At 60.2% G+C, this 23749-nt stretch carries 19 protein-coding genes; 9 read left to right on the top strand and 10 right to left on the bottom strand.

From position 1 onward, the window contains the following. The first annotated feature begins 27 nt into the window (after window positions 1–27). From iolC to iolB, 4 genes are all read left to right on the top strand, one after another. Window positions 28–1986 (top strand): 5-dehydro-2-deoxygluconokinase, encoded by a 1959-nt coding sequence (gene iolC, locus FIU93_RS10905; protein ID WP_152505576.1) that lies wholly within the window; start codon window positions 28–30, stop codon window positions 1984–1986. Continuing rightward, the gene (gene iolD, locus FIU93_RS10900) at window positions 1983–3824 is read left to right on the top strand and encodes a 3D-(3,5/4)-trihydroxycyclohexane-1,2-dione acylhydrolase (decyclizing) (RefSeq protein ID WP_152505575.1); all 1842 of its coding nucleotides are present in this window, start codon (window positions 1983–1985) and stop codon (window positions 3822–3824) included. Before iolC ends, iolD begins: the two co-directional genes overlap by 4 nt. Before the next feature lie 201 nt (window positions 3825–4025). Then, window positions 4026–4922, top strand: coding sequence for a myo-inosose-2 dehydratase (gene iolE, locus FIU93_RS10895; RefSeq protein WP_152505574.1), 897 nt, complete (start codon window positions 4026–4028; stop codon window positions 4920–4922). Further along, window positions 4919–5722 (top strand): 5-deoxy-glucuronate isomerase, encoded by an 804-nt coding sequence (gene iolB, locus FIU93_RS10890; RefSeq protein WP_152505573.1) that lies wholly within the window; start codon window positions 4919–4921, stop codon window positions 5720–5722. Before iolE ends, iolB begins: the two co-directional genes overlap by 4 nt. Before the next feature lie 237 nt (window positions 5723–5959). On the opposite strand, the gene FIU93_RS10885 is transcribed toward iolB, so the two are convergent. The 7 genes from FIU93_RS10885 to FIU93_RS10855 all read right to left on the bottom strand — a co-directional run bounded on the left by FIU93_RS10885 (window position 5960) and on the right by FIU93_RS10855 (window position 14802). Further along, a complete protein-coding gene (locus FIU93_RS10885) occupies window positions 5960–8380 on the bottom strand; it encodes a methyl-accepting chemotaxis protein (RefSeq protein ID WP_209010337.1) in 2421 nt (806 codons plus the stop codon). Between the two features lie 247 nt (window positions 8381–8627). Beyond that, entirely contained in the window at window positions 8628–9536 is a 909-nt protein-coding gene (locus FIU93_RS10880; protein ID WP_152505571.1) for a sugar kinase, read from the bottom strand. A gap of 194 nt (window positions 9537–9730) precedes the next feature. Further along, window positions 9731–10552 carry a carbohydrate ABC transporter permease gene (locus FIU93_RS10875; RefSeq protein WP_062487164.1) on the bottom strand — a complete coding sequence of 274 codons (822 nt, stop codon included), beginning with the start codon at window positions 10550–10552 and terminating at the stop codon, window positions 9731–9733. Further along, window positions 10549–11439, bottom strand: coding sequence for a sugar ABC transporter permease (locus FIU93_RS10870; protein WP_077291824.1), 891 nt, complete (start codon window positions 11437–11439; stop codon window positions 10549–10551). The genes FIU93_RS10875 and FIU93_RS10870 overlap by 4 nt, the downstream gene beginning before the upstream one ends. Window positions 11440–11559: 120 nt before the next feature. Beyond that, complete coding sequence (locus FIU93_RS10865) at window positions 11560–12843, bottom strand: ABC transporter substrate-binding protein (protein WP_152505570.1); 1284 nt, start codon at window positions 12841–12843, stop codon at window positions 11560–11562. A gap of 67 nt (window positions 12844–12910) precedes the next feature. After that, a complete protein-coding gene (locus tag FIU93_RS10860; protein WP_023001189.1) occupies window positions 12911–13999 on the bottom strand; it encodes an ABC transporter ATP-binding protein in 1089 nt (362 codons plus the stop codon). Next, window positions 13996–14802, bottom strand: coding sequence for a DeoR/GlpR family DNA-binding transcription regulator (locus FIU93_RS10855; RefSeq protein WP_023001188.1), 807 nt, complete (start codon window positions 14800–14802; stop codon window positions 13996–13998). Before FIU93_RS10855 ends, FIU93_RS10860 begins: the two co-directional genes overlap by 4 nt. A gap of 455 nt (window positions 14803–15257) precedes the next feature. Between FIU93_RS10855 and FIU93_RS10850 the strand changes: the two genes are divergently transcribed. The 5 genes from FIU93_RS10850 (at window position 15258) to FIU93_RS10830 (ending at window position 19944) form a co-directional block, all read left to right on the top strand. After that, window positions 15258–16760: an alkaline phosphatase gene (locus FIU93_RS10850; RefSeq protein ID WP_152505569.1), complete on the top strand. Its 1503-nt coding sequence runs from the start codon at window positions 15258–15260 to the stop codon at window positions 16758–16760. A gap of 130 nt (window positions 16761–16890) precedes the next feature. Continuing rightward, window positions 16891–17349 (top strand): hypothetical protein, encoded by a 459-nt coding sequence (locus FIU93_RS10845; protein WP_209010336.1) that lies wholly within the window; start codon window positions 16891–16893, stop codon window positions 17347–17349. A 9-nt stretch (window positions 17350–17358) separates the two neighbouring features. Then, window positions 17359–18039: an ATP-binding cassette domain-containing protein gene (locus tag FIU93_RS10840; RefSeq protein WP_152505568.1), complete on the top strand. Its 681-nt coding sequence runs from the start codon at window positions 17359–17361 to the stop codon at window positions 18037–18039. Further along, window positions 18032–19354, top strand: coding sequence for an FtsX-like permease family protein (locus FIU93_RS10835; protein ID WP_152505567.1), 1323 nt, complete (start codon window positions 18032–18034; stop codon window positions 19352–19354). Before FIU93_RS10840 ends, FIU93_RS10835 begins: the two co-directional genes overlap by 8 nt. Before the next feature lie 26 nt (window positions 19355–19380). After that, window positions 19381–19944: a copper chaperone PCu(A)C gene (locus FIU93_RS10830; RefSeq protein ID WP_152505566.1), complete on the top strand. Its 564-nt coding sequence runs from the start codon at window positions 19381–19383 to the stop codon at window positions 19942–19944. A 278-nt stretch (window positions 19945–20222) separates the two neighbouring features. Here the strand turns inward: FIU93_RS10830 and ugpC are convergent, their stop codons facing one another. The 3 genes from ugpC to FIU93_RS10815 are packed head-to-tail and all read right to left on the bottom strand — an operon-like array spanning window position 20223 to window position 23737. Next, window positions 20223–21314 (bottom strand): sn-glycerol-3-phosphate ABC transporter ATP-binding protein UgpC, encoded by a 1092-nt coding sequence (gene ugpC / locus FIU93_RS10825; protein WP_023001182.1) that lies wholly within the window; start codon window positions 21312–21314, stop codon window positions 20223–20225. A gap of 33 nt (window positions 21315–21347) precedes the next feature. Continuing rightward, complete coding sequence (locus FIU93_RS10820) at window positions 21348–22496, bottom strand: carbohydrate ABC transporter permease (protein ID WP_152505565.1); 1149 nt, start codon at window positions 22494–22496, stop codon at window positions 21348–21350. Then, entirely contained in the window at window positions 22496–23737 is a 1242-nt protein-coding gene (locus tag FIU93_RS10815) for a sugar ABC transporter permease (protein WP_075283675.1), read from the bottom strand. Before FIU93_RS10815 ends, FIU93_RS10820 begins: the two co-directional genes overlap by 1 nt. Window positions 23738–23749: the final 12 nt, after the last annotated feature.

Raw genomic sequence — 23749 nt, 5'->3', positions numbered from 1 at the left:
GGGCTGAATCAAAAACGGAATGTGCACGTGAAGAAACTCGATGTCATCACGATAGGCCGCTCGTCGGTCGACCTCTACGGAGCCCAGGCTGGCGGCCGTCTGGAGGACATGGCGTCCTTCAACAAGTATATCGGCGGCTCGCCCACCAACATGGCCTGCGGCACGGCTCGGCTCGGCCTGAAATCCGCGCTGATCACCCGTGTCGGTGACGAACACATGGGCCGTTTCATCCGCGAGGAATTGGAACGGCACGGTGTCGACACACAAGGCGTGATCACCGACAAGGAGCGGCTCACTGCGCTTGTGCTGCTCGGCATCCGCGACCAGGAACAGTTCCCGCTGATCTTCTACCGCGAAAACTGCGCCGACATGGCACTTGGCGAAGATGATATCGATCCTGCGTTCATTGCCTCGGCCAAGGCCGTAGTCGCCACGGGCACGCATCTCAGCCATCCGCAGACGGAAGCTGCCGTTCTGAAGGCATTGAGGCTTGCCCGCGAAAACGGCAGCCGTACCGCGCTCGACATCGACTACCGCCCCAACCTCTGGGGTCTGTCAGGGCACGGCGACGGCGAGAACCGCTTCATTGCCTCCGACAAGGTGACGGCCAAGCTGCAATCGAGCCTGCATCTGTTCGACCTGATCGTGGGTACGGAAGAAGAATTCCACATTGCCGGTGGAACCACGGACACGGTCGAGGCACTGCGCAACGTGCGCAAGGTGTCGGGTGCGACGCTGGTCTGCAAGCGCGGGCCGATGGGGGCAACCGCCTTCGAAGGCGCGATCCCCGACAGCCTCGACGACGGCATTTCCGGTCCCGGCTTCCCGATTGAGGTCTTCAACGTTCTGGGGGCCGGCGACGGCTTCATGTCCGGTCTGCTGAAAGGCTGGATCACCGGCGAGAACTGGGTCACGGCCCTGACCTATGCCAACGCATGCGGCGCGTTTGCCGTCTCCCGGCACGGCTGCACACCGGCCTATCCGAGCTGGGAAGAGCTGCAGTTCTTCCTGAAACGGGGCGTGAAGGACAAGGCCCTGCGCAAGGACCCGGAACTGGAACAGATCCACTGGTCCACAAACCGGCATCGGCTGCACGGCGGCAACTGGTCGACCATGCGTGTCTTTGCCTTCGACCACCGTATTCAGCTCGAACAGATGGCCGATACGGCCAACGCCGGTCACGAGCGGATCGGATCGTTCAAGAAACTCTGCCTCGACGCGGCCCTTTCGGTCGCGGACGGCCAGCCGGGCTATGGCATTCTGTGCGACAGCCGACACGGCCGCGAGGCGCTTTATCGGGCCGCCGGAACCGGGCTTTGGATCGGTCATCCGGTGGAGTGGCCTACCTCCCGGCCACTGACACTGGAACCGGAAATCGGTCCGGATTTCGGCGGCCTGGCCGAATGGCCGACGGAGCATGTGGTCAAGGTGCTGTGCTTCTATCATCCGCATGACACCGACGCGATGAAGGCCGAGCAGGAAGATGTCCTGAAGCGGCTGTTTGCCGCCTGCCGCCGCAATCGGCTTGAAATGCTTCTGGAGATCATCCCCTCCAAGGTTGGTCCGGTTGATGCCGACACCACGGCAGATATCATCCGCCGTTTCTACGAGATCGGCATCTATCCGGACTGGTGGAAGCTGGAACCCATGACCTCGGCAGAAGCATGGGCGAAGGCTTGCGACGCGATTTCCGAAAACGACCCTCACACCCGCGGCATCGTGGTGCTCGGCCTCGATGCCCCGGAAGAGGAACTCGCCGCGAGTTTTGCCGAAGCGGCCCGCTTCCCGCTGGTCAAGGGCTTTGCGGTCGGCCGCACGATTTTTGCCGAAGCAGCCCGCAAATGGCTGGCAGGTGAATTGACAGACGAAGCTGCCGTCGCCGACATGGTGAGCCGCTTCGCCCGCCTGTGCAGCATCTGGGACACGGCGCGCGCAGAAGCCGGAACCGAGGCACACGTCAACGAACTCCAGGGAATTTCCGCATGAGCACGATCCGTCTCACCGCCGCCCAGGCCATGGTGCGGTATATCTCCGCGCAGATGACCGAGGACGGCGAGCGTTTCATCGACGGCATCTGGGCGATCTTCGGCCATGGCAATGTTGCCGGTCTGGGCGAAGCGCTGGAGCAGGCCGGCAACGCGCTGCCAACCTGGCGCGGCCAGAACGAACAGACCATGGCCCATACGGCCATCGCCTATGCCAAGGCCAAGAAGCGCACACGGGCAATGGCCGTCACCTCGTCCATCGGACCCGGCGCCACCAACATGGTGACCGCCGCAGCCCTTGCCCATGTCAACCGCCTGCCGGTGTTGCTGATCCCCGGCGATGTCTTTGCCAACCGCGCTCCCGACCCGGTGCTGCAGCAGGTGGAGGATTTCGACGACGGCACGGTTTCGGCCAATGACTGCTTCCGTCCGGTATCGCGCTACTTCGACCGCATCAGCCGCCCGGAACACCTGCTGACGGCCCTGCCGCGCGCCTTCCGCGTGATGACCGACCCGGTCAATTGTGGCCCGGTCACCCTCGCCTTTTGCCAGGACACACAGGCAGAAGCGTTCGACTATCCGGCCAGCTTCTTCGAACCGAAAATCTGGCGCATTCGCAGGCCGCAACCGGACAGCCGGGACATCACGGACGTTGTCGCCCTCATCAAATCCGCAAAGAACCCGGTTCTGGTCTGCGGCGGCGGCGTGATCTATTCACAGGCCGAAGAGACCCTTGGCGCGTTTGCGACCAGGCACGGCATTCCGGTGATCGAGACCCAGGCGGGTAAGTCGGCGCTGGCGCAATCTCATCCGATGAACTTCGGCACTGCCGGGGTCGACGGCTCGGCCTGCGCCAACGAGATCGCCGAAAGCGCAGACCTCGTCATCGGCATCGGCACCCGTTTCCAGGACTTCACCACCGGCTCCTGGGCGCTCTTCAAGGAACCGGGCCGCAAACTCGTCTCCATCAACGTCCAGGGCTACGACGCCCTGAAGCATGGCGCCGTCGGTGTCATCGGCGATGCCAAAGTGTCTCTGGAGAAGATCTCAGCGGCCCTTGGCTCAGAGACAAAATCGGCTTTCAATCCGCAGTCCCGTCTTGACTGGCTGGCGAAGGTCGATGCCCACTGCAGTGCGCGGACCGAGGTGCCCGAAGGCTACCTGCCGCTCGACGCCGAAGTTATCGGCGCGGTGCAGCGGACATCTTCGGAAAAGACCATCGCAATGTGCGCGGCCGGCACCATGCCGGGCGCCCTGAAGCTTCTGTGGCAGGCGCCGCAGGGTGGCTATCACATGGAATACGGCTATTCCTGCATGGGCTACGAGATTGCCGGTGCCATGGGCATCAAGCTGGCGCAGCCGGTGCGGGATGTCGTCTGCTTCGTCGGTGACGGGTCCTACATGATGGCCAACTCGGAACTGGCGACCGCCGTCATGCGGCGGGTGCCGTTCACGGTCGTGCTCACCGACAACCGGGGCTACGGCTGCATCAACCGGCTGCAGATGGGCACCGGTGGCAACCAGTTCAACAACCTCTACAAGGACTGCAATGTCGAGGCGCAGCCGGACATCGACTTCGTCGCCCACGCGGCCGCCATGGGCGCCCACGCGGTAAAGGCAAAGGACATCGCCGATCTGGAAGCGCAGATCCTCGCCTCGAAGGACCGGGCCATTCCGACCGTAATCGTCATCGATACGGACCCGATGCATGGGCCAGGTGAGAATGGTGGCGGTCACTGGTGGGACGTCGCCGTGCCGGAGGTTTCTGAGCGGACCGAAGTCAACAAGGCCCGTGAGGGCTATGTCGACGCTTTGAAGCACCAGAACCTGGTCGATTGAGGGGAATGCAGAACACCAGCCCAGCTTTTCCACCCAGTCACACCTCATCCTGAGGAGGACCGTCAGGTCCGTCTCGAAGGATGGGCGGCAAATTCCGAACAAGTGGCCCATCCTTCGAGACAGCGCTGAAGCGCTTCCTCAGGATGAGGTTCGAAAATTACGATCAACTCCAACGCTCCGATGCGTTACAGGACAACAGCCATGATCCTTTACGGCACCAACCCGATCGCCTGGGCCAATGACGACGACCAGACCCTTGGCGCACATATTCCGACCGAGCAGATCCTGTCGGAAGCTTCCGAAATCGGCTTCGACGGCATCGAGAACGGCCACCGCTGGCCGAACGATCCGGAAGAGCTGAAACAGCTTCTGGGCGGCCATGGGCTCAAGTTCATTTCCGGCTGGTACTCGCTCAACCTGCTTGCCCAGTCGGTCGAGGCCGAAAAGAAGGCGATCCAGCCGCATCTGGACAAGCTGAAGCACAATGGCTGCAAGGTCTGCATTGCCTGCGAGACCTCCAACACCATTCAGGGCTCTCAGGTCGACATCAACACCAGCCCGGTTCTGAGCGCCGAAGAGATGAAAGCCTTCGGCGCCAAGATCGAGGAACTCGCGGCCTTCTGTGCAAGCCAGGGCGTCGACCTTGTCTACCACCACCACATGGGCACTGTGGTCGAGACACCGGTGGAAATCGACGCCTTCATGGATGCCACCGGCCCGGCGACCAAGTTGCTGTTTGATGCCGGTCATTGCTATTTCGGCAGCAATGGTCAGGATCCGGCGCCGGTTCTGGAAAAACACGCTGCCCGCGTGAAGCATTTCCATGCCAAGAACGTACGTCCGGCCGTGATGAAGGATATCCGCGAAGACAAGAAGTCCTTCATGGATGGCGTCCGTGCCGGCGTTTTCACCGTACCGGGTGACGAGGACGGCGGCGTTGATTTCAAACCTCTTCTAAAGATCCTGAAGGACACCGGCTACGAAGGCTGGATCGTTATCGAGGCAGAGCAGGACCCGGAAGTCCGCAATCCGTTCCAGTATCAGAGCCTCGGCCTCAAGACCCTCAAGCAACTCGCAAAGGAAGTGGATTTGACATGAGCCATCTTCTCGTCAAACCGTCCGGCACCCCCGGCAAGGTGCACGACATCACGCCTGAAAGCGCCAGGTGGGGCTATGTCGGCTTCGGCCTGTATCATCTGGAAGCGGGACAGTCGGCATCGGAAGAAACCGGTGACAAGGAAGTCATCCTTGTCCTCGTGGAAGGCAAGGCGTCGATTTCCGCTGGAGATGAAAGCTTTGGCGAGCTGGGCGACCGGATGAGCGTGTTCGAGCGCAAGAAGCCGCATTGCGTCTATGTGCCCAACGGCAGCAGCTGGTCCGCAACGGCGACAACCGACTGCGTTCTGGCGGTCTGCACCGCCCCCGGCAAGGGCAACTACAAGGCCCGTGTGATCACGGACATCGGCCAGGTGGAACGCGGCAAGGGAGCGAACACCCGCTATATCCACCCGATTGCGATGGAAGAAAGCGATATCGCCGACAGCCTGCTGGTGACGGAAGTGTTCACACCCCAGGGCAATTGGTCATCCTACCCGCCGCACCGGCACGACGAAGACAATTTTCCGGACATGACCTATCTGGAAGAGACCTACTACCACCGCCTGAACCCGAAACAGGGTTTCGGGTTCCAGCGCGTTTTCACCGAGGACGGCGAGCTGGACGAGACGATGGCTGTTGCCGATGGCGACGTGGTGCTGGTCCCCAAGGGCCATCACCCCTGCGGCGCACCCTACGGCTACGAGATGTACTATCTGAACGTCATGGCCGGCCCGATGCGCAAGTGGCGCTTCCAGAACCATCCGGATCACGACTGGATCGCCCAACGGGACGCTGGGTAGGCTCAAGCAGCTGAGACTGCGCAAGTGGCCCATCCTTCAAGACGGGCCTTTGGCCCTCCTCAGGATGAGGATCGTGCATGATGAGGACAGGGAAAAGGCGCCAACTGCACCGTTCCTTTCCCCCTCATCCGTCATCCCGGACGCAGCGAAGCAAAGATCCAGGATCGGGGCGCAAGGGCTTTCGTCAACAAAAAAGGGCGCCGACAGGCGCCCTTTTCGTTTCCTGAGATTGCCGTCTTAGGCGGCGATAAGAATGTGGCTTTCTGCTAGCTGTTCGGCGAATTCCACGCCGCAGCCTGCTCCTGTCTGGCGCACGACCTTGCCTTGCAGCACGGTGCCATCCAGGAATTCCAGCGTCATCCGTTCGCCGATCGGCAGGTCGGTCATATCCAGGATCTGCGCACCGGTGACACTGACGTCGATCAGCTGCGCGGCACGCTTGCGGCCATCCGCGAAGGTAATTGCGACATCCTCGGAAATCGCCTTGCGCACCGAACGTCTCCGGTCCTCGACGTCCTTCGTGACGTCCGCCAGAAACTTCTCGACCTCACGGGCAAGGCTGTCGCTTGCCTCCGAAACCAGGTCGGACGCAGTGTTGACCGATCCGGCTTCCGTCGACGTTTGTTCAACTGCACCGGAAACAGACGACATGCTGCTGGCTGCATTGCCTGTACTGTCGCTGGCCGAACGGGCCGAGCGCGCGATTTCCTGGTTTGCCGCCCGCTGTTCCTCGATAGCCCCTGCCACGGAACTGGTCAGGTTCTTGATGTCGGACACCTTCTCGGCAATGTGCTCGATGGCACCCGCTGCATCGCGAACCGAGGACTGGATGCCTGAAATCCGACCGGAAATCTCGTCCGTCGCCTTGGAAGTCTGCTCTGCAAGCTGTTTGACTTCCGACGCCACGACCGCAAAACCGCGACCGGCTTCACCCGCACGGGCTGCCTCAATGGTGGCATTGAGCGCCAGAAGATTGGTCTGCTCGGCGATATCGCGAATGAGATTGACCACGCTGCCGATATGCTCGGCGGCTTCCGACAGCGTCTGAACGTTGCGGTTGGTCTGTTCCGCCGCTTCCACGGTCTCCAGAACGATGCGGGTGGTGGCTTCGGTCTGGTTGGCGATTTCCTGAACCGTGGCCGTCATTTCTTCTGTTGCGGCGGCAACGGCGGCGACGTTTTCAGAAGCACTGATGGAGGCGTGGCCTGCCTGATCGGATTCAGACTTCGCATTTGATGCCAGGTCTTCCAGCGTTGTGGCAGCACCGCGCATCCGTTCCATCTGGTCGGACACGGTTGCCAGGCGATCAGTCATGATCGACTTGAAGTCCGTGATCACCCCTTCCAGGAAAGCCTGGCGCTGGCGTTCCCTGTCACGTTCGTTGCGGGCCTGGTCTTCAAGATGACGGCGCTGAATGGCGTTTTCCTTGAAAATCGCCACAGCCTTGAACATGTCGCCAATCTCGTCGCCACGCTCGGACCCGTCCGTCTCTACGCGTGTGTCCCCATCGGCAAGCCGGTTCATGGCGGACACCACCTTGCCGATCGGCTTCGTGATGGAACGAGCGGCGAAAAAGCCAAGGGCAGCGGCAATCGCAAGCAAGGCGAGCCCGGCGAGGATCATCCGGTTGCGCATCGTTGTCACCGGCCCCATCGCTTCAGCGTAGGTCTGCATGGCGACGATGGCGAAGTTCTTGCCCTGGTAGGTGAACTTCTCGGCTTCAACGTCCATCAGCTTGTCGCCGAAATAGGTATTCATGCCGAAGGCGTGGCCTTCCGCAAAGGCCTTGTCGATGACAGGACCGCTCAGCTCCGTAACCAGAATATCGTTCTTGTCTGCAGTGAGCGGCGTATCGTTGCGCATCAGGCGATCTTCACCGATCAAGGCCAAATCACCGGTTTTTCCGAGCCCGAGACTACTGGCCATGAGGGAATTGATCTTGTCGATCGGCATCTGAAAGGCCAGAACACCAACCGTTTCGCCCTTCACGTGAATCGGGTGCGCCATGAAGCTGGCGGGGGCGTCGAAGCTCGGCTTATAGGCGGCAAAATCCTCAAAGGCGACTTCGTCCTCTGCGGTGATCGCCATCGCCTTGCGATAGACTTCGCCCAGGTCGGTATCGGCCCACTGGCCACCACCCTTTTCGAAATTCGTGGCGTAATCCAGTTCCTTGAAGACCGTGTAGACGAGGTTGCCCTTGGCGTCGAACAGGAACACATCGTAATAGCCCTGGTCCTGCTGCAGTTTCCGGAACCAGGGGTGATACTTGGCGTGCACCTCGTCGTAAGCCGACCCGGTCTCGGCCCGGTCGAGCTTGTATTTCTCGCCAGTCGGATGCGGGTTGCCGGTGATATACGCAGCTTGCAGTTCTTCCTGCGGATTGCCGCCGTACATTTTCCAGAAATCCCAGACGGAGGCGAACTCCTGAACGGCAGCAGCTGTGCCCGGATGTTCTGCTGTCAGAACCAGTTCGCGCTCAATCGACTCCAGGTAGGCGAGCGTTTCCTGCTTGCCGGTGCCGGCAGCTGCCTTGAGGCGCTCCTGTGTCAGCTTGTTCACGCTGATGGAAGATGTCATGTAACTTGAAACACCGATCCCGATGCCAACCACCGCAGCGGCGCCCAAAACCAGCGCCGGAATTTTTTTCGACAAACGCATGCCTGAGAACATTCGCCCCCCCCTCAGATGGCCCATTCAGCCAACGATCAAAACCGAACGTAGGGTAAGGACAAGGAGCGAACGAAAGCTTAATTTCATCGCATAAAGTTATTTTCAGCCAAATAATCGCGAAAGAATTCGGAGCAGCCCCAAAATCATACTGTCAATATTCGCAATATATTCCCTTTTGGGTTGAACGCCTCTTCTTGAAGCAATCAATCACCAGCCGAATCATACGCACTTACCCTCAGGCAGTTTCGAGACAGGCAACGAGGGCACCACGATGCTGGATCACCTTGCCGGCGAGACGTGCACCCGCATTAACGCTTGCCGGGACGTCGCCCCCCGAAAGATACTTCGCCAGAAACGCCGCGTTGAAGCTGTCGCCGGCTGCAGTCGTATCGACAATGCTGGAAACCGGCGCTGGCTGGAAAGCCTGCCGGGAAACGGCATCCGCGCAGATCACCTCTTCCGGCCCGTTCTTGACCACGACCATGCCTGCCCCTGCTGCCAGATAGCGGTCAGCACTGACGTCTGGCGTTGCATCACCGAAATGGGCCAGCTCGTCCTCGAAGGACGGCATCAGGAAATCACAGCAGCCGGCAGCTTCCGTAACACTTGCCCGCATGGTGTCTGCATCTTCCCAAAGACGCGGACGCAGGTTCGGGTCGAACGCCGTTTTGGCACCGGCTTTTCGCGCGGTTCTGAGTGCGTCCAGAAATTTTACCCGGTCTTCCGATGGAAGGATCGCAAGGGTAATCCCGCTGAAATAGATCAACCCCGCACCACTAAGCGCAGATGCAAGATGTGGCCCGTCCGCGGCAAGACACCGGGCTGCCGATTGCGAACGCCAGTATGCGAAGCTGCGTTCGCCGTCCTTCAGCTGGATCATGTAGAGGCCGACGGTCCGGTCGTCCCGCTTCTGGATGGCAGCCGTCTCCAGGTCGGATTCTTTCAGGAAAGAAAGCATCTGCTCCGACACCTGATCGCGGCCAACCGCAGTGTAATAGCCGACGGTCCAGTCGGCAGGCAGGCATTTGCGCGCATACCAGGCGGTGTTGAGCGTATCGCCGGCAAACCCCATGGCATAGGTGCCCTCACCCGTTGGTGCCATCTCGACCATACATTCGCCAATGGCAAGGAATTTGAGTGACACGGCGGGGCTCCTCGATGCTCGGGGATCAGAAAAACTTAAGGCAAAAACCCCGCAGAAAACCGGGATTTAAATCCATTAGCATAAAAGTCCATGCCTTAAAAAGTGGCACAAAGGTCTATGCCCCTTGCCAAAGCGGTTTGGCCGTCCGGACGATGGTCATTCATCCCCGGTTTCTGCTGTTTCTCGGATTAATTTTATTTGATGCCGGCGCGCATGAAGCTTTGGACAAACTGCCTCTGGAACAGCAGAAAGGCGATCAGCAGCGGCCCGGAGGTCATCAACGTCGCGGCATTGATGACCGACCATTCCACCCCGCTGTCGATGGCCGAGAAGATGCTGAGACCGACGGTAACCGGGCGGGTGTCCACCGAGTTGGTCACGATCAGCGGCCACAGGAAATTGTTCCAGTGGTGACTGACGGAAACGAGGCCATAGGCAAGATAGGTCGGCTTTGCGAGCGGAATATAGACCCGCCACAACACGCCCAGAACCGAAGCACCCTCGATGCGCGCTGCCTCGTCCAGTTCCTTCGGGATGGTCATGAAGGTTTGCCGCAGCAGGAAGATGCCAAAGCCGGACGCGATGTAGGGCAGCGCGATGGCGGGGATGGTGTCCACCAGATTGAGCATGCGCATGGTCTGATAGTTTTCCACCATCAGGATGTCCGGCATCACCAGAAGCTGCAGCAAGACAAGCGTAAAGAGGATATTGCGCCCCGGAAACTGGAACCGGGCGAAGGCAAAGGCGGCCAGCGTGCCGAGGAAAAACTGCCCGGCAAGGATCATCGACACCAGCAGGAAGGTGTTCAGGAAGTAACGGGCGAAGGGCGCCGCATCCCAGGCCTTTACGAAATTGTCGAGTGTCAGCGGTGCAAGAAGCTCGAACCGTGCCTCATAGGCTGCCGGATGAAACGCGGTCCAGATGGCATAGGCCAGCGGCAGCACCCACAACAGTGCCAATGCCCAGGCAGCGAAGGTGTTGAGCACCCTGTCGAAGGAAAAGCCGGCGCCGGTCATTTGTAATGCACCTTGCGGTCGAAGAAGAAGAACTGGCCGATGGCAAGCAGCGACAGAAGCACCAGAAGAGCGACGGTGAGCGTTGCGCCATAGGCGGTTTCCCAGAAGCGGAAGGCGACCTCGTAGATGTAGAACAGCAGCAGTGCCGAAGCGTTGTCCGGCCCACCGTCCGTCAAAATGAAGATATGGTCCACCAGGCGGAAGGAATTGATGACCGCGTTGACGCAGACGAACAGGGTCGTCGGCATCAGGAGTGGAAAGGTGATCCGCCAGAAGATCGTCCAGCGCCCGGCACCTTCGATCTGCGCGGCCTCCTTCAGCGTGACCGGGATTGCCTGCAGCGCCGCAAGATAAAAGATCATGAAGAAGCCGGCTTCCTTCCAGACGGTGACCACGATGATGGCGTTGAGCGCGGTGTCCGGGTTGCCGAGATAGTTGCTGGCAGGCCAGCCAAACAGGGCACCGGTGATCTGGTCGACCAGGCCGAAGCCGGGTGTGTAGAAAAACATCCAGATGTTGGCGACGGCGATCAGAGGCAGAACGGTTGGCGTGAAATAGGCCATGCGCACGAAGCTTCTGCCAACCAGCCTGTCGTTGACCCAGAGCGCCATGACGATCGCCAGACCAACGGAGACCGGAATGGTGCCAAAGGCGAACCAGACGTTGTTCCACAGCACTTTCCAGAACACCGGGTCATCCAGCATGCGCTCATAATTGGATAGGCCGATGAACTTGGCCGGGCGGCGTCCGCGCGGGGTGGAAAAGAAGCTGTTCAGGAACGTCGTGACCGCGGGGATGTGGGTAAAGGCAAACAGGAACACCATCGCCGGCAGCAACAGCAGCCAGCCGTGGATCCAGTCGCGTTTCAAGGCAATGCCCCGCTTCATGGTCTAGGCCCCGATAAGGAGAAAAACCCGACCTAAAGCAAATTGCGGTTAGGACGGCGAAAGGTCTGGAGAACGGGACGGAACACCGGAGTGGGACCCGGTGCTCCGCCCCGAATGGCGTTAGCGGTATTCGCTCAGGATCTCGTCGGCCTGTGCCTGAGCTTCCTTCAGAGCCGTTTCGGCATCCTTCTGGCCGGTGATGGCAGCAGCAAGCGCATCGTTGAAGATGCCGGTCACGCGCTGGTTTTGGTAGGTCGCAAGTTCAGCTTTGGCGAAGTTCAGCTGGTCGCGGGCAACCAGGACAGCCGGGAAATCAGCCGCATAGGCTTTCATCGTGTCGGTTTCCCAGGTTTCGGCGCGCGGAGCGACGTAACCTGTTGCGATGGTCCACTTCGCGGACTGTTCCGGAGCCGTGATCCACTGAACGAACTTGACGGCAGCCTTGTTCTGTTCGTCGGAAGCTCCCTTGAACAGGTAGAAGTTGCCACCGCCGGTCGGTGCGCCGCGCTGTGCCTTTTCCGGCAGCATGGCAACGCCGAACTTGAACGGAGCATTGTCACGAACGTTGGTGAGGTTGCCGGTGGAGGTCCACATCATGGCCGTCTGGCCTTCGAAAAAGGCTTTCGGCGTTGCGCCCCACTCGATGATGCCCGGAGCCATCACTTCGTGCTTGGTGCTGAGATCGACAAGATACTGCAGCGCCTCGACCACCTTGGGATCGTCGAAGTTGGTCTTGTTGCCGTCGGCATTGGCCAGGATCGCGCCGTTTTCGATGGCAAGGCCCTGGAACAGCCAGTACGGGAAACCGGAAGACGGAATACGCACGCCCCACTGGGTGACATTGCCGCTGTCGTCTTTCTTCGTCAGCTTCTTGCCGAATTCGACCATTTCGTCCCAAGTTGCCGGAGCGACCTCCGGGTCAAGCCCGGCCGCTTCGAAGGCTTCCTTGTTCCAGTAGAGCACCGGCGTGGAGCGCTGGAACGGAATGCCGTAGGTCTTGCCGCCGGTCTGGCTGTTTTCCATGAATGCCGGATAAAAACCTTCGACCCATTTCTTGTCTTCGTCGCTGGTCAGATAGTCGTCGAAGGGCTGGATCAGGTCTTCATCGATCAGGGTGAACATGTCGGCAGACAGGATCACCGAAAGCTGGGGCGGGTTGCCGCCGCGCGAAGCGGTGATCGCCTTGGCGACGGTGTCCTGGTAGGAGCCGGCATAAACGGCGTCGATTGTAACGTCCGGGTTCTGCGCAACATAGGCGTCGGTCAGTTCCTGGATGGTGTCAGCAGCTTTGCCGCCAACTGCGACCGGAAAATAGAATTGCAAATCAACAGCCTGAGCGGAGGCCCAGGTGCTGAAGGAAAGCGCCGTTGCCGCAACGGCTTTCAGGAAAGTGGACTTCAACATCAGTTTACTTCCTAAGGTTCGAAAATCCGCAGGTCTGCGGTCGGTCTACGCGGGCGTGCGCAGCAGGTCAGGAGCGCAACAAGGCTCCGAACTCGGAAATGAGATCGTCCCGGCGGCGGCCGGTATCGGCGTCGAAAACATGAAGATCGTCCGGCGAAAAGCCGAGCTGCACGGATTGGCCGGGCGTGAAGGCCCGGCTGGCCGGAAGGCGCACCTGAAAACCGGTGCCGGCAACTTCGCAATCGGCCAGCACATCCGCCCCCAGATACTCGACGGCACGAACAGACGCGTTGACCGGGCCGCCGTCTTCCAGATGCATTGCCTCCGGGCGCAGGCCGAGCTTGAAGTCCGGCGCGGTGCACAGCTTCCTGAAGGCATTGGCCGGAAAGAGGTTCATTGGCGGGGTGCCGATGAAACGGGCGGCAAAGGGCGTCGCCGGTTTTTCGTAAAGATCCCGCGGGCTCGCCACCTGCTCCAGCCGGCCACCGTTCAAAAGCACCACCTGATCGGCCATGGTGATGGCCTCGACCTGATCATGCGTGACATAGACCATTGTGAAGCCGAGCTGCTGCTGCAGCGCGCGGATCTCCACCCGCATTTCATGGCGCAGCTTGGCGTCGAGATTGGACAGCGGCTCGTCCATCAGGCAGATCGGCTTTTCGCCGATGATTGCCCGTCCAAGCGCGACACGCTGCTGCTGACCGCCCGAAAGCTGACCCGGCTTGCGCTCCAGCAACTGGCCAAGGCCCAGCAGATCGGCAACCCGTGCAAGACGCCGGTCCCGCTCGGCCCTGCCGACCCGGCGGACCTTCAGGCCGAAGATGATGTTCTCACCGACATTCAGATGCGGAAACAGCGCATAGGACTGGAACACCATGGCAAGGTCACGCTTGGCCGACGGACGGCCGGTGACATCCTCTCCGCCGATCAGGATGCGTCCGCTGCTGACATTCTCGAGACCCGCAATCATGCGCAATGTCGTTGACTTGCCACAGCCGGACGGACCCAGAAGTGCCGTGAAGGAGCCTGCCGGAATATCGATCGACAGGCCATCGACGGCCACCGTCTCACCCCAGGCACGCGACACCGTCTCAAGAACGATCGGCTTGCCGGCGCCAGAGGGTTTCGCACCCGGGATATGCGGATCTGATGTCACGCCTCATCCCCGTCGTCGGCCACGAACACTTCCGTTTTCGTGCCTTCCAGCGATGCCAGGAAAACATCCGGCACCGGGCAATCGGTGAAGATCGCATCGACATCGCTGAGTTGACCGCCGCGCACATGGGCGTTCCGGCCGAACTTGCTGTGATCGAGGACCAGATAGGACCGGCGGCAATTGGCGAGTATCGACTGGCGGGCCGCCACTTCGTCCTCATGGAAATCCAGCAGCGTGCCGTCTTCATCGACACCGGCAACACCAAAAATGCCGATATCGACCTTGTAGTTGGAGAAGAACGCCTGCGCTGCGGACCCCAGCACGTCGCGGTCGCCATGACGCAACCGCCCGCCGGTGATGGTCACCTGAAACGACGGATTGACCGAAGCCGTGAAGGCCACGTTCAGATTGTTCGTGAAAACCGCCAGTTTCTCGTGCCCAACCAGGGCCTGCATCACGATCTCCGGGGTGGTGCCGATGGAAAACGCGATCGACTGGTTGTTGCCGACGTGGCCGGCCACCAGTTTCGCAATCAGCTGCTTTTCCGGAAGATTGAGGATCTGCCGGGTGGAATAATGGATGTTGGACGCCGGTGCCGGAGGCTCGACGCCGCCGTGGGTCCGGCGCAGGATCCCCAGTTCGCAAAGACCGTTGACGTCCCTGCGAATTGTCTGCGTGGTCACCTCGAACCGGTCCGCCAGTTCCTCGACGGACGCAAATCCTGCCTTTTGTACCAGATCCGCGATTTCGGCCTGACGCTTTGAAATGTCTATTTGCCCAAGCATGTTCTTCTGATCCGCCATCGTCCCCTCTCCTCCTGCTGATGCAGAAGGCCAGTTGCTCCAAAGGCATCATGTTGACTCGAAAAAGCCTGACTTCGAAGCCCGTTAAAACATTTTCATATGAACCTTATTCGACGCTCATATGAAAATGATGTGACAATAGGGGATAGCGGGCAGCCCAGGAACACAGGACGCGACAGCGTCCTCAGATTTCAGGACTCCATTTTTCTATCTGTAATTGCCCGGGCTTTTCACGAGGCTGCCAGGTCGATTACCCGGCCGGGGCCAACCCTGCGGTTCGATAACAAGACGCTGCCGAAGAAGAGACAAGACGGCGCAAAAGTAGAAGAGTTGAATTCAATCGTCGAAGTTATGTAATAAAATAACAAATCTGTTTCGTCATCCAATTGTCAATCAGATGTCATGCAGCGTTTTTAAGTAGCTCCCGGGATGCACCCTCACCTCCGGGAGATATCATGAAAACGATCGTTTGCACTTCGCTGGCGCTAGCCCTTACCGGCTCCGTCGCCTTTGCTCAGGACGCCCTGCCGCAAGCCTCCAGCCTGTGGTACAAGGATGGCGAAGCCGCCATTCAGGCCATTTTGGACCGTCAGCCGAACACCAACCGCGCCAAGAACGTGATCCTGCTGATCGCTGACGGCAACGGTGTCGGCACCAACTACGCCACGCGCCTTTTCGACGGTCAGCAGAAAGGCATGCTGGGCGAGGAAAACGTTCTCCCGTACGAAACTCCGGAGTTCTACAGCGCCCTGGTCAAGACCTACAACATCAACGCCCAGACGCCAGACTCCGCTCCGACCGCCGGCTCGATGAACACAGGCGTGAAGCAGCGCTTCAACCTGATCAACCTCGGCGAAGAAGCCATCCATGACGATTGCTCCACCGTCGAAGGCAACCAGCTTGCCCTGTTCTCCGAAATGATGACCGAAGCCGGCAAGTCTGTCGGCGTGGTTTCCACCGCCCGCCTGACCCACGCAACTCCGGCTGCCGTCTACGCCAAGACCGCCAACCGCAACTGGGAAGACGCCGTGCCGGAAGGCTGCACCGCACAGAAAGACATCGCGACCCAGCTGATCGACGCCATGGAAGCCGGCACCGTTGATTTGGCAATGGGCGGCGGTGGCCGTTACTTCCTGCCGAAGGACAAGGAAATGGGTGGGCTGAAGGGCCGCCGCGAAGACAATGTCGACCTGGTTGAGCGTGCAACCGGACTGGGTGCACAGTTCGCATCCGACACCGCCGGTTTCCAGTCGCTGAAGCTTGACGGCTCCAGCCCAGTCCTGGCCCTGTTCAACAACAGCCACATGGAATATGAGGCCGACCGCGCCGACAATGACGAGCCGTCCCTGGCCGACATGACCAAGGCAGCCATCGAATATCTGTCCAAGAACGAAGGCGGCTACTACCTGGAAATCGAAGCCGGCCGCGTCGACCACGCCAACCACGACGGCAATGCGGCCCGCGCCATGCGCGACGGTGTTGCCTTTGCAGAAGCCGTTGCCATTGCTGACGAGCTGACCAACGATGAAGACACGCTGATCATCGTCACCGCCGACCACGAACACGCGATCGCCTTCAACGGCTATTGCGGCCGCGGCTCGGCCATCCTCGGCCTTTGCTACGACGTTGCCCAGGTGGGCATCAAGCATTCCGACAAGGTTCTGACCGCGGACGACGGCAAGCCGTACACCGTGATCGGTTACCTGAACGGCACCGGTTCGGTTCTGAAGAAGGGCGAAGGCGAAAACGACTACACCGGCTCGCGCCCGGACCTCGACCAGGAAACCGCCACCGATCTGGACTACGTCCAGCAGGCGCTGATCCCCAAGTCCTCCGAAACCCATTCGGGTGAAGATGTTGCCGTCTACGCAAAGGGCCCGTGGGCACACCTGGTCGATGGAACCATCGAGCAGAACGTGATCTTCCACGTCATGAACCACGCTGTGAACGCCCAATAAGCCTTCAGTCAGCGTTCAAAAAGCGCTCAGTGGGATCCCTGGTCGAATACCTGCCAGGGATCCTGAAGGCCTGCCGCCCGGCAGGCCTTTGCCTGTTTGTCATATTAGCCGGATAAGTTAGGAGCATGAATTGGCCAGAACCAGGGATGTCATGAACCGCAGACAGCTTATCGTCGGGCTCGGCCTCGCTCCGTTTGCCGGGAATCTGCTGCCGGACACCGCCTGTGCGGCAGATGCCCCCCTCAAGTTGCGCACGCTTTACAACAAGGACCGGAGCTTTTCCGACCTCGCCCATTCACTGGAAGGCACCAGGGTATCGGTCGGTGGCTACATGGCCCCACCCCTGAAGGCCGACAGCCAGTTCTTCGTGCTCACCAAGATTCCGATGGCAGTTTGCCCGTTCTGTGAAACCGAGGCGGAATGGCCGCGGGACATTCTCGCCATCTACACCAAGCGCATTGTCGACGTGGTCGCCTTCAACAGCAAGATCGTGACACGGGGCGTTCTGGAACTGGGAACCTTCAAGGATCCAGAGACCGGGTTCGTCAGCCGGGCAAGACTTGTCGATGCTGTCTATGAACGCAGCTGACAGCGTCTCATGAATCTTGCTCTTCAAGTCGCCGATCTCCACGTCAGGGCACCCGGCGGCCAGGTGCTACTGTCCTGCGATCACTTTGATGCAACACCAGGTGCGGCCATCGGCCTGCGTGGCCCGTCAGGTGCCGGGAAATCGACCTTTCTCTACGCGCTCGCCGGACTGCACCCGGCCATGACAGGTCATATCCACTGGGGTGCAACCGATCTGGTGCAGCTGAACGACGCCGCCCGCGCCGCGTTCCGCCGCAGCCATGTCGGGCTGATCTTCCAGGACTTCCTGCTGTTTGAGGAACTGAGCGCCCTTGGCAACGCCTCCCTTGCAACGGCGTTCAACCCGGCAGAAAAGCGCCGGTCGATCACCGACACCGCACGGGATTTTCTCAAGAGCCTCAAGGTGCCGGCAGAAGCGCGGACCGTAGACAGTTTTTCCGGCGGCGAGCGACAACGCACTGCGATTGCCCGCGCGCTGGCCCACGACCCCGAGATCATTCTCGCGGACGAACCAACGGCAAGCCTCGACCGCAAGACCGCCGATGCCCTGATCGAAGACCTGATCAGCCTGACCCGCGCGCGGAACAAGACGCTGATCGCCGTCAGCCACGACCAGCATCTGCTGGACCGGATGGATAGGGTCATCGAAGTGACGGACGGCCACCTGCAGACGGAGGCCGCCGGTGCCTGACTTTTTCGCAGACCGCTGGCAGGACCTTTCGCCGCTTGCCCAGGACGCGCTGTGGCTCGTGCTGCTGCTGTTACCCGCCTTGATAACCGGCCTGATCGTGATCTGGGGCTTCCGGCCACAGGCACTGATCGGAGCACTGCTCTGGCGCTTCCGCTGGACCAATCTGACCTTCGTTTTCCTGATCGCCATTTCCATCGGTATCGGTGTTGGCCTGATAGCCCAGGAACGCGGCCTCAGAAAGGGAACGGCACGGGCAGCGGAAAAGTTCGATCTGATCGTCGCAGCCCCCGGCAGCGAAATCACCATGATGTTTGCCGCCGTCTATCTGCAACCAAGCGACGTGCCGCTTCTGGGAGGCGAGATCTACAACGAGATTGCCACCCATGACGACGTCGACCTTGCCGCCCCGATTGCCTTCGGCGACAGCTACCTGTCGTCACCCGTTGTCGGCACTACGCCGCAGTTCGTCACGCATCTGGCAGGGAACCTCGCCGAAGGCAGGCTGTTTGCCGGCAGCGGGGAAGCGGTTGCCGGCTCGCGGGTCGACCTGAAGCTTGGCGAGACATTCGAACCCGCGCACGGGATTGGTGACAGCGCGGAAGAAGATGCCCACGCCGGCCACGCGCTCACCATCGTCGGCAGGATGCCGCCCACCGGCAGCCCGTGGGACAAGGCCATTCTCGTTCCGGTGGAAAGCGTCTGGGAAGTGCACGGGCTGACCAATGGCCATGGCCCGGAACGACAGACACAGATCGGCCCGCCGTTTGACGCGGATTATTTCCCGGGAACACCGGCGATACTTGTTCATGCCAACGAGCTCTGGGCGAATTACGCCCTGCGGTCCGAGTTCACCCGCGACGACACCATGGCGTTCTTCCCAGGCGCGGTGCTTGCGCAACTTCATGCACTCATGGGGGACATCCGTCAGATAATGTCGGTGATGGCGGTGCTGACCCAGGTGCTGGTGACTGCGGGTGTCCTGACGGGGCTGATAGTCCTTGCCCGGCTGTTCGCCAGGCGTCTGGCACTCCTGCGGGCTCTCGGGGCACCGGGACGCTTCGTCTTTGCCGTGGTCTGGTCTTATGCCGCCACCCTGATTGTCCTGGGCTCGGCTACCGGGCTCGGCGTCGGCTGGATCGCGGTCGATGTCATCTCCTCAATCGTCACCTCCCGAACGGACATTCTTGTGACGGCAACGCTCGACTGGCCGGAGTTTCACCTCATCGCCGGTTTCGTCAGTCTGACGGTGCTGCTCGCGCTTTTGCCCGCCTTCATGGCAATGTCACGTAATATCATTACTGATTTGCGCGCCTGACCTGAAGCCTGAAGGATCTTCCCGATATGCGCGCCCTTGCCGTCCTGTTGCCGCTGCTGTTCTGCCTGCCCCACTCTGCCTTGGCGTCCGGCACACATACCGCCTCCGAAACAGGGCATGGCGATGCAGAAGCACACGAAACGCATGACGAGGCCGAACATCATCACGATGAGGATGAAGACAGCCACGAAGGCACGTCTGAAGGCGTGCGTGCTGTCCACGCCTGGATCCGGGAGACATCGGGCAACTCCGCGCTGCTTTTCGTCAACATCGAGAACACCTCCGGACGGCAGGTAAAGCTGGTTGGCGGTCACACCGAGATCGCCTCGAAGGTCGAACTGGTCGGCTTTGCCCTGAAGGACGGTGAAACCGGCTACGATCCCCTGCCGCCCGTTCCGATCCAACCGGGCAAGTCCCTCGTTCTTGCTCCCAACGCCCTGGCCCTGCGCCTCGGCGGCCTTACCCGCCCTTTCCGGGAAGGAGAGGAGTTCGAAATCGAGATCGAATTCGATTTCGGCCATATCGAGATGCAGGCCCAGGTCGAATCCATCAATGCAACCCGGCACAGCCATGCAGGGCATCAGCATTAGATCTGCCGGGATTAGAGGCAGGGATCAAGTGGGGTTGGTATCCCAAGCTTCAGTCGATGAATACCCCACCCCTAACCCCTCCCCACAAGGGGGAGGGAGATCAGTCCGTGCAGATTGAAAAGATCTCACTTGTCTGCCCGAATACCTGAAAAGGGATAGCGGGTTTCAGCGCACCTACATGTTAGCGCGGTAAAGCATTAGTCACCCTCCCCCTTGAGAGGAAGGGTTTGCGGTGGGCGTCAGCAGCCATGCACCCCTTCGCTACCCTGCCGGGAATATCACCTGTAAAGGAACGACCGCCCCTCGCCATCGAACAGATGCAGCTTTTCCGGTGGGGCCGTCAGGCGCAGTTCCGTGCCCTTCTCAACCTTGTAGATACCCGGGATCTTGGCAATGAAAGCATCGTGGCCTTCTCTCGGCGCGAAATAGAGCACTGTTGTCTCGCCGAGGGCTTCCACGATTTCGACATTCGCCGCGACCAGATAATCGTCACCTTCGGTAACGCTGAGATCTTCCGGACGCACGCCAAGCTTGACGCGCGCACCCTTGTCGCTGTCGAGCGAGGCAATCGGTACATCCGCATGACCGCCATCGGACATCTGGACGGATGTCATCTGGCCGGTCGCCGTCACCTTGGCATCGACAAGGTTCATTGCCGGAGAGCCGATGAACTGGGCAACGAACGTGTTTGCGGGACGCTCGTAAAGGTCCAGCGGCGCACCGAATTGTTCCACGTCCCCACCATGCAGCACGACAATCCGGGTCGCGAGGGTCATCGCTTCCACCTGGTCGTGAGTGACGTAGATCATGGTGCTTTCCGGCATGCTCTCCTTCAGCTGTGCGATCTCGATCCGGGTGGCAACACGCAAGGCGGCATCGAGGTTCGACAGCGGTTCGTCGAACAGGAACACCTTGGGATCCCGCACGATCGAGCGGCCGATGGCAACGCGTTGGCGTTGACCGCCGGACAGTGCTTTGGGCAGACGGTCGAGATAGGCGGTGAGCTGCAGCCTGTCCGCAGCCGCCCGCACCGCCTTGTCGATTTCGTCGCGCGACTTGCCCGCCAGCTTCAGGGCGAAGGCCATGTTGTCGTAGACCGTCATATGCGGATAAAGCGCATAGGACTGGAACACCATGGCAATGCCGCGCTGTGCCGGCGGCACATCGTTGACGACCACACCGTCGATCTCCAGCGTTCCGCCGGTGATCTTTTCAAGTCCTGCGATCATCCGCAGCAATGTCGACTTTCCGCACCCGGACGGACCGACGAAAACGATCAGCTCGCCTGCGTTGATCTCCATGTTGATGTTGCGCAGAACTTCGACCGATCCATAGGACTTGCTGACATTCTTCAAGGACAACGATGTCATGCCGGCTGCTCCCGATTGTTGATTTTGTTCATGTTATTTCACCGACCCGGCCAACAGGCCGCGCACGAGGTAGCGCTGCATCGCGAAGAACACGAAGAGCGGCACTGCGATGGACACAAAGGCCGCCGTCGCGAGAATTTCCCAGTTGCCGCCGCGCGTTCCCAGGAGTTCGACGATCTGGTTGGTCATCACCGTGGTCGAGCCTGTGGCATCGATCAGGAACACCTTGGCCACCAGCAGATCGTTCCAGGTCCACAGGAACTGGAAGATGGCGAAGGACGCCAGGGCCGGAAAGCTGAGCGGCAGGATGATGCGGGTGAAGATCTGGAAATCCGTCGCCCCGTCCACCTTGGCATTCTCGATGATGTCCCGCGGCAATCCGACCATGTAGTTCCTGAGCAGATAGACCGCGAGCGGCATGCCGAAGGCCGTATGGGCCAGCCAGACCCCCATGTAGCCCTTGCCGATACCGACGGCGAGATGGAGCCGCAGCAGCGGAATGAGCGCCAGTTGAAGCGGCACGACGAGCAGCGCCACAACGGCGGCGATCAAGAGGGCGCGGCCGGGAAATTCCATCCAGGCAAGCGCATAGGCTGCGAACGCCGCAATGACGATCGGGATGATCGTCGCCGGAATGGTGACCGTCAGCGTGTTGAAAAACGCCTTGCCCATGTTGTCCTGTCCGGTTCCGGAAAAGAGGATGGTCTGGTAGTTTTCCAGCGTGAATTCCGGCGGCACGGTCGCGGTCACGAAAACACGCTGGCCACGGCCGGAGATCTGCTTGTCATTGCCTTTCCAGACATAGGACCCGTCGGCCTGGAGCGTCAGGCTTTCGCCATCACCCATATCCGCCGTTTCGCCCGGCTGGTAAGCAGACACGTCTCTGGATGAGACGCCCCACGAGCGGATCTCGCGCGGCTCACCTTCGAAGATGTTGCCGGACACGGTGAAAAAGTCTCCATCGGCAACACGGGTCTCGTCCGGATCCGAAGTCCGGTAGACCTCGTTCTGTTCGGCCGGAAACAGCGCCGCCCACCAGCCGGAGCTGGAGATCTGGTCCGCGGTCCGGAAGGACGAGACGAACAGCCCGACGGTCGGGAACAGCCACAACAGAACGAGCGCTGCGACGGAGATCTGAACGGCCCAGGTCAGGCCGGATTTTTTCCCAGCAATACTGGCCATCACTTCATCTCCTTCCGGGCGTTGTAAACGTTCCAGACGAGGATCGGCGTGACGAGCAGCATGATGATGATGGCACTCGCCGACCCCACTCCCCAATCGTTGGCACGGAAAAGCTTGTCGTACATGTAGTTGGCCAGAACCTGGGTCTCCCACTGGCCGTTGGTCATCGCGAAGACGATGTCGAACACCTTGAGCACAGTGAGCGTGATCGTGGTCCAGACCACCACGATGGTCCCCATGATCTGCGGCACCTTGATCTTGAAGAAGATCTGGAACGGATTGGCCCCGTCAACGATCGCAGCTTCCACGGTTTCCTCCGGAATGCCGCGCAGGGCCGCGGACAGGATCACCATGGCAAAGCCGGTCTGGATCCAGATCAGCACCACCATCAGGAAGAAGTTGTTCCACAGCGGCAAGGTCAGCCAGGTCTGCGGTTCGCCGTAAGGCACCTCGGCAATCCAGACACCGAGCGCGGAACTCAGCGAAATCCAGATCAGCCAGATCCCGCCAACGGCGACCAGAAGGCGCAGGGGCAGAAGCCAGATCGACTTGTCCTCCCCCCGGGCGACAATGCCGCGCACGAAGGTCCAGGCCACATAGGCAACAACAACAGCGAATGCCAGCAGGAGAAGGGTCGGCAGAAGCTGAAGAAAGACAACGGAGCCGATGCCACCGTCAAACTTCAGCCAGATCGCGTTCAGAACGCCGATCTGGTTCTGATCGGCGGCGCGCGTATCGTAGATCAGCTTGAAGATGACCGATGCGCCAACGAAAGAGATCGCCATCGGCATGAAGATCAGCGACTTGGCGAAGTTGCCCCATCTGATCCGGTCCGTGAGCTGGGCGACCAGCAGCCCGAAAGCCGTCGAGGCAGCCGGCACGACAATCAGCCACAGCATGTTGTTGCGCACCGCTTCCCAGAACTTCGCCTCGTTCATCATCTGGCGATAGTTGGCAAGGCCGACAAAGGCCCCTCCCTGGGAGCGGTCTGTCAGCGACAGGCGCAAGGTCTCGAAGACCGGATAGGCAAGATACAGCGTCAGCGCGAACAAGGCCGGGAACAGGAACAGCCAGGGCCGGATCATGTTGGCCCGGTTGATGTTCTTTCCTGCATTGGGGCCGCGCGCCGGAAACAGGACCTTGTCGAGAAAGACATTCGAAAAGAAGAAATAGGCAAGGCAGGCTCCAACGCCAACGACGATGGTAAAGAGCCCTAACAGTGCCGGATTGTCCGATAGCATGGCCGTTCCCTC

It is taken from the genome of Labrenzia sp. THAF35, assembly GCF_009363595.1.
In the GTDB taxonomy this organism is placed as follows: Bacteria; Pseudomonadota; Alphaproteobacteria; order Rhizobiales; family Stappiaceae; genus Roseibium; species Roseibium algicola.
The sequence above is the reverse complement of the archived record's forward strand: the minus strand, read 5'-3'. Positions and strand labels throughout refer to the sequence as shown.

Coding starts and splice junctions, on each gene's coding strand:
- iolD (WP_152505575.1), top strand. CDS start 1,983: ATGAGCACGATCCGTCTCACCGCCGCCCAGGCCATGGTGCGGTATATC.
- iolE (WP_152505574.1), top strand. CDS start 4,026: ATGATCCTTTACGGCACCAACCCGATCGCCTGGGCCAATGACGACGAC.
- iolB (WP_152505573.1), top strand. CDS start 4,919: ATGAGCCATCTTCTCGTCAAACCGTCCGGCACCCCCGGCAAGGTGCAC.
- FIU93_RS10885 (WP_209010337.1), bottom strand. CDS start 8,380: ATGCGTTTGTCGAAAAAAATTCCGGCGCTGGTTTTGGGCGCCGCTGCG.
- FIU93_RS10875 (WP_062487164.1), bottom strand. CDS start 10,552: ATGACCGGCGCCGGCTTTTCCTTCGACAGGGTGCTCAACACCTTCGCT.
- FIU93_RS10870 (WP_077291824.1), bottom strand. CDS start 11,439: ATGAAGCGGGGCATTGCCTTGAAACGCGACTGGATCCACGGCTGGCTG.
- FIU93_RS10865 (WP_152505570.1), bottom strand. CDS start 12,843: ATGTTGAAGTCCACTTTCCTGAAAGCCGTTGCGGCAACGGCGCTTTCC.
- FIU93_RS10855 (WP_023001188.1), bottom strand. CDS start 14,802: ATGGCGGATCAGAAGAACATGCTTGGGCAAATAGACATTTCAAAGCGT.
- FIU93_RS10850 (WP_152505569.1), top strand. CDS start 15,258: ATGAAAACGATCGTTTGCACTTCGCTGGCGCTAGCCCTTACCGGCTCC.
- FIU93_RS10840 (WP_152505568.1), top strand. CDS start 17,359: ATGAATCTTGCTCTTCAAGTCGCCGATCTCCACGTCAGGGCACCCGGC.
- FIU93_RS10830 (WP_152505566.1), top strand. CDS start 19,381: ATGCGCGCCCTTGCCGTCCTGTTGCCGCTGCTGTTCTGCCTGCCCCAC.
- ugpC (WP_023001182.1), bottom strand. CDS start 21,314: ATGACATCGTTGTCCTTGAAGAATGTCAGCAAGTCCTATGGATCGGTC.
- FIU93_RS10820 (WP_152505565.1), bottom strand. CDS start 22,496: ATGGCCAGTATTGCTGGGAAAAAATCCGGCCTGACCTGGGCCGTTCAG.
- FIU93_RS10815 (WP_075283675.1), bottom strand. CDS start 23,737: ATGCTATCGGACAATCCGGCACTGTTAGGGCTCTTTACCATCGTCGTT.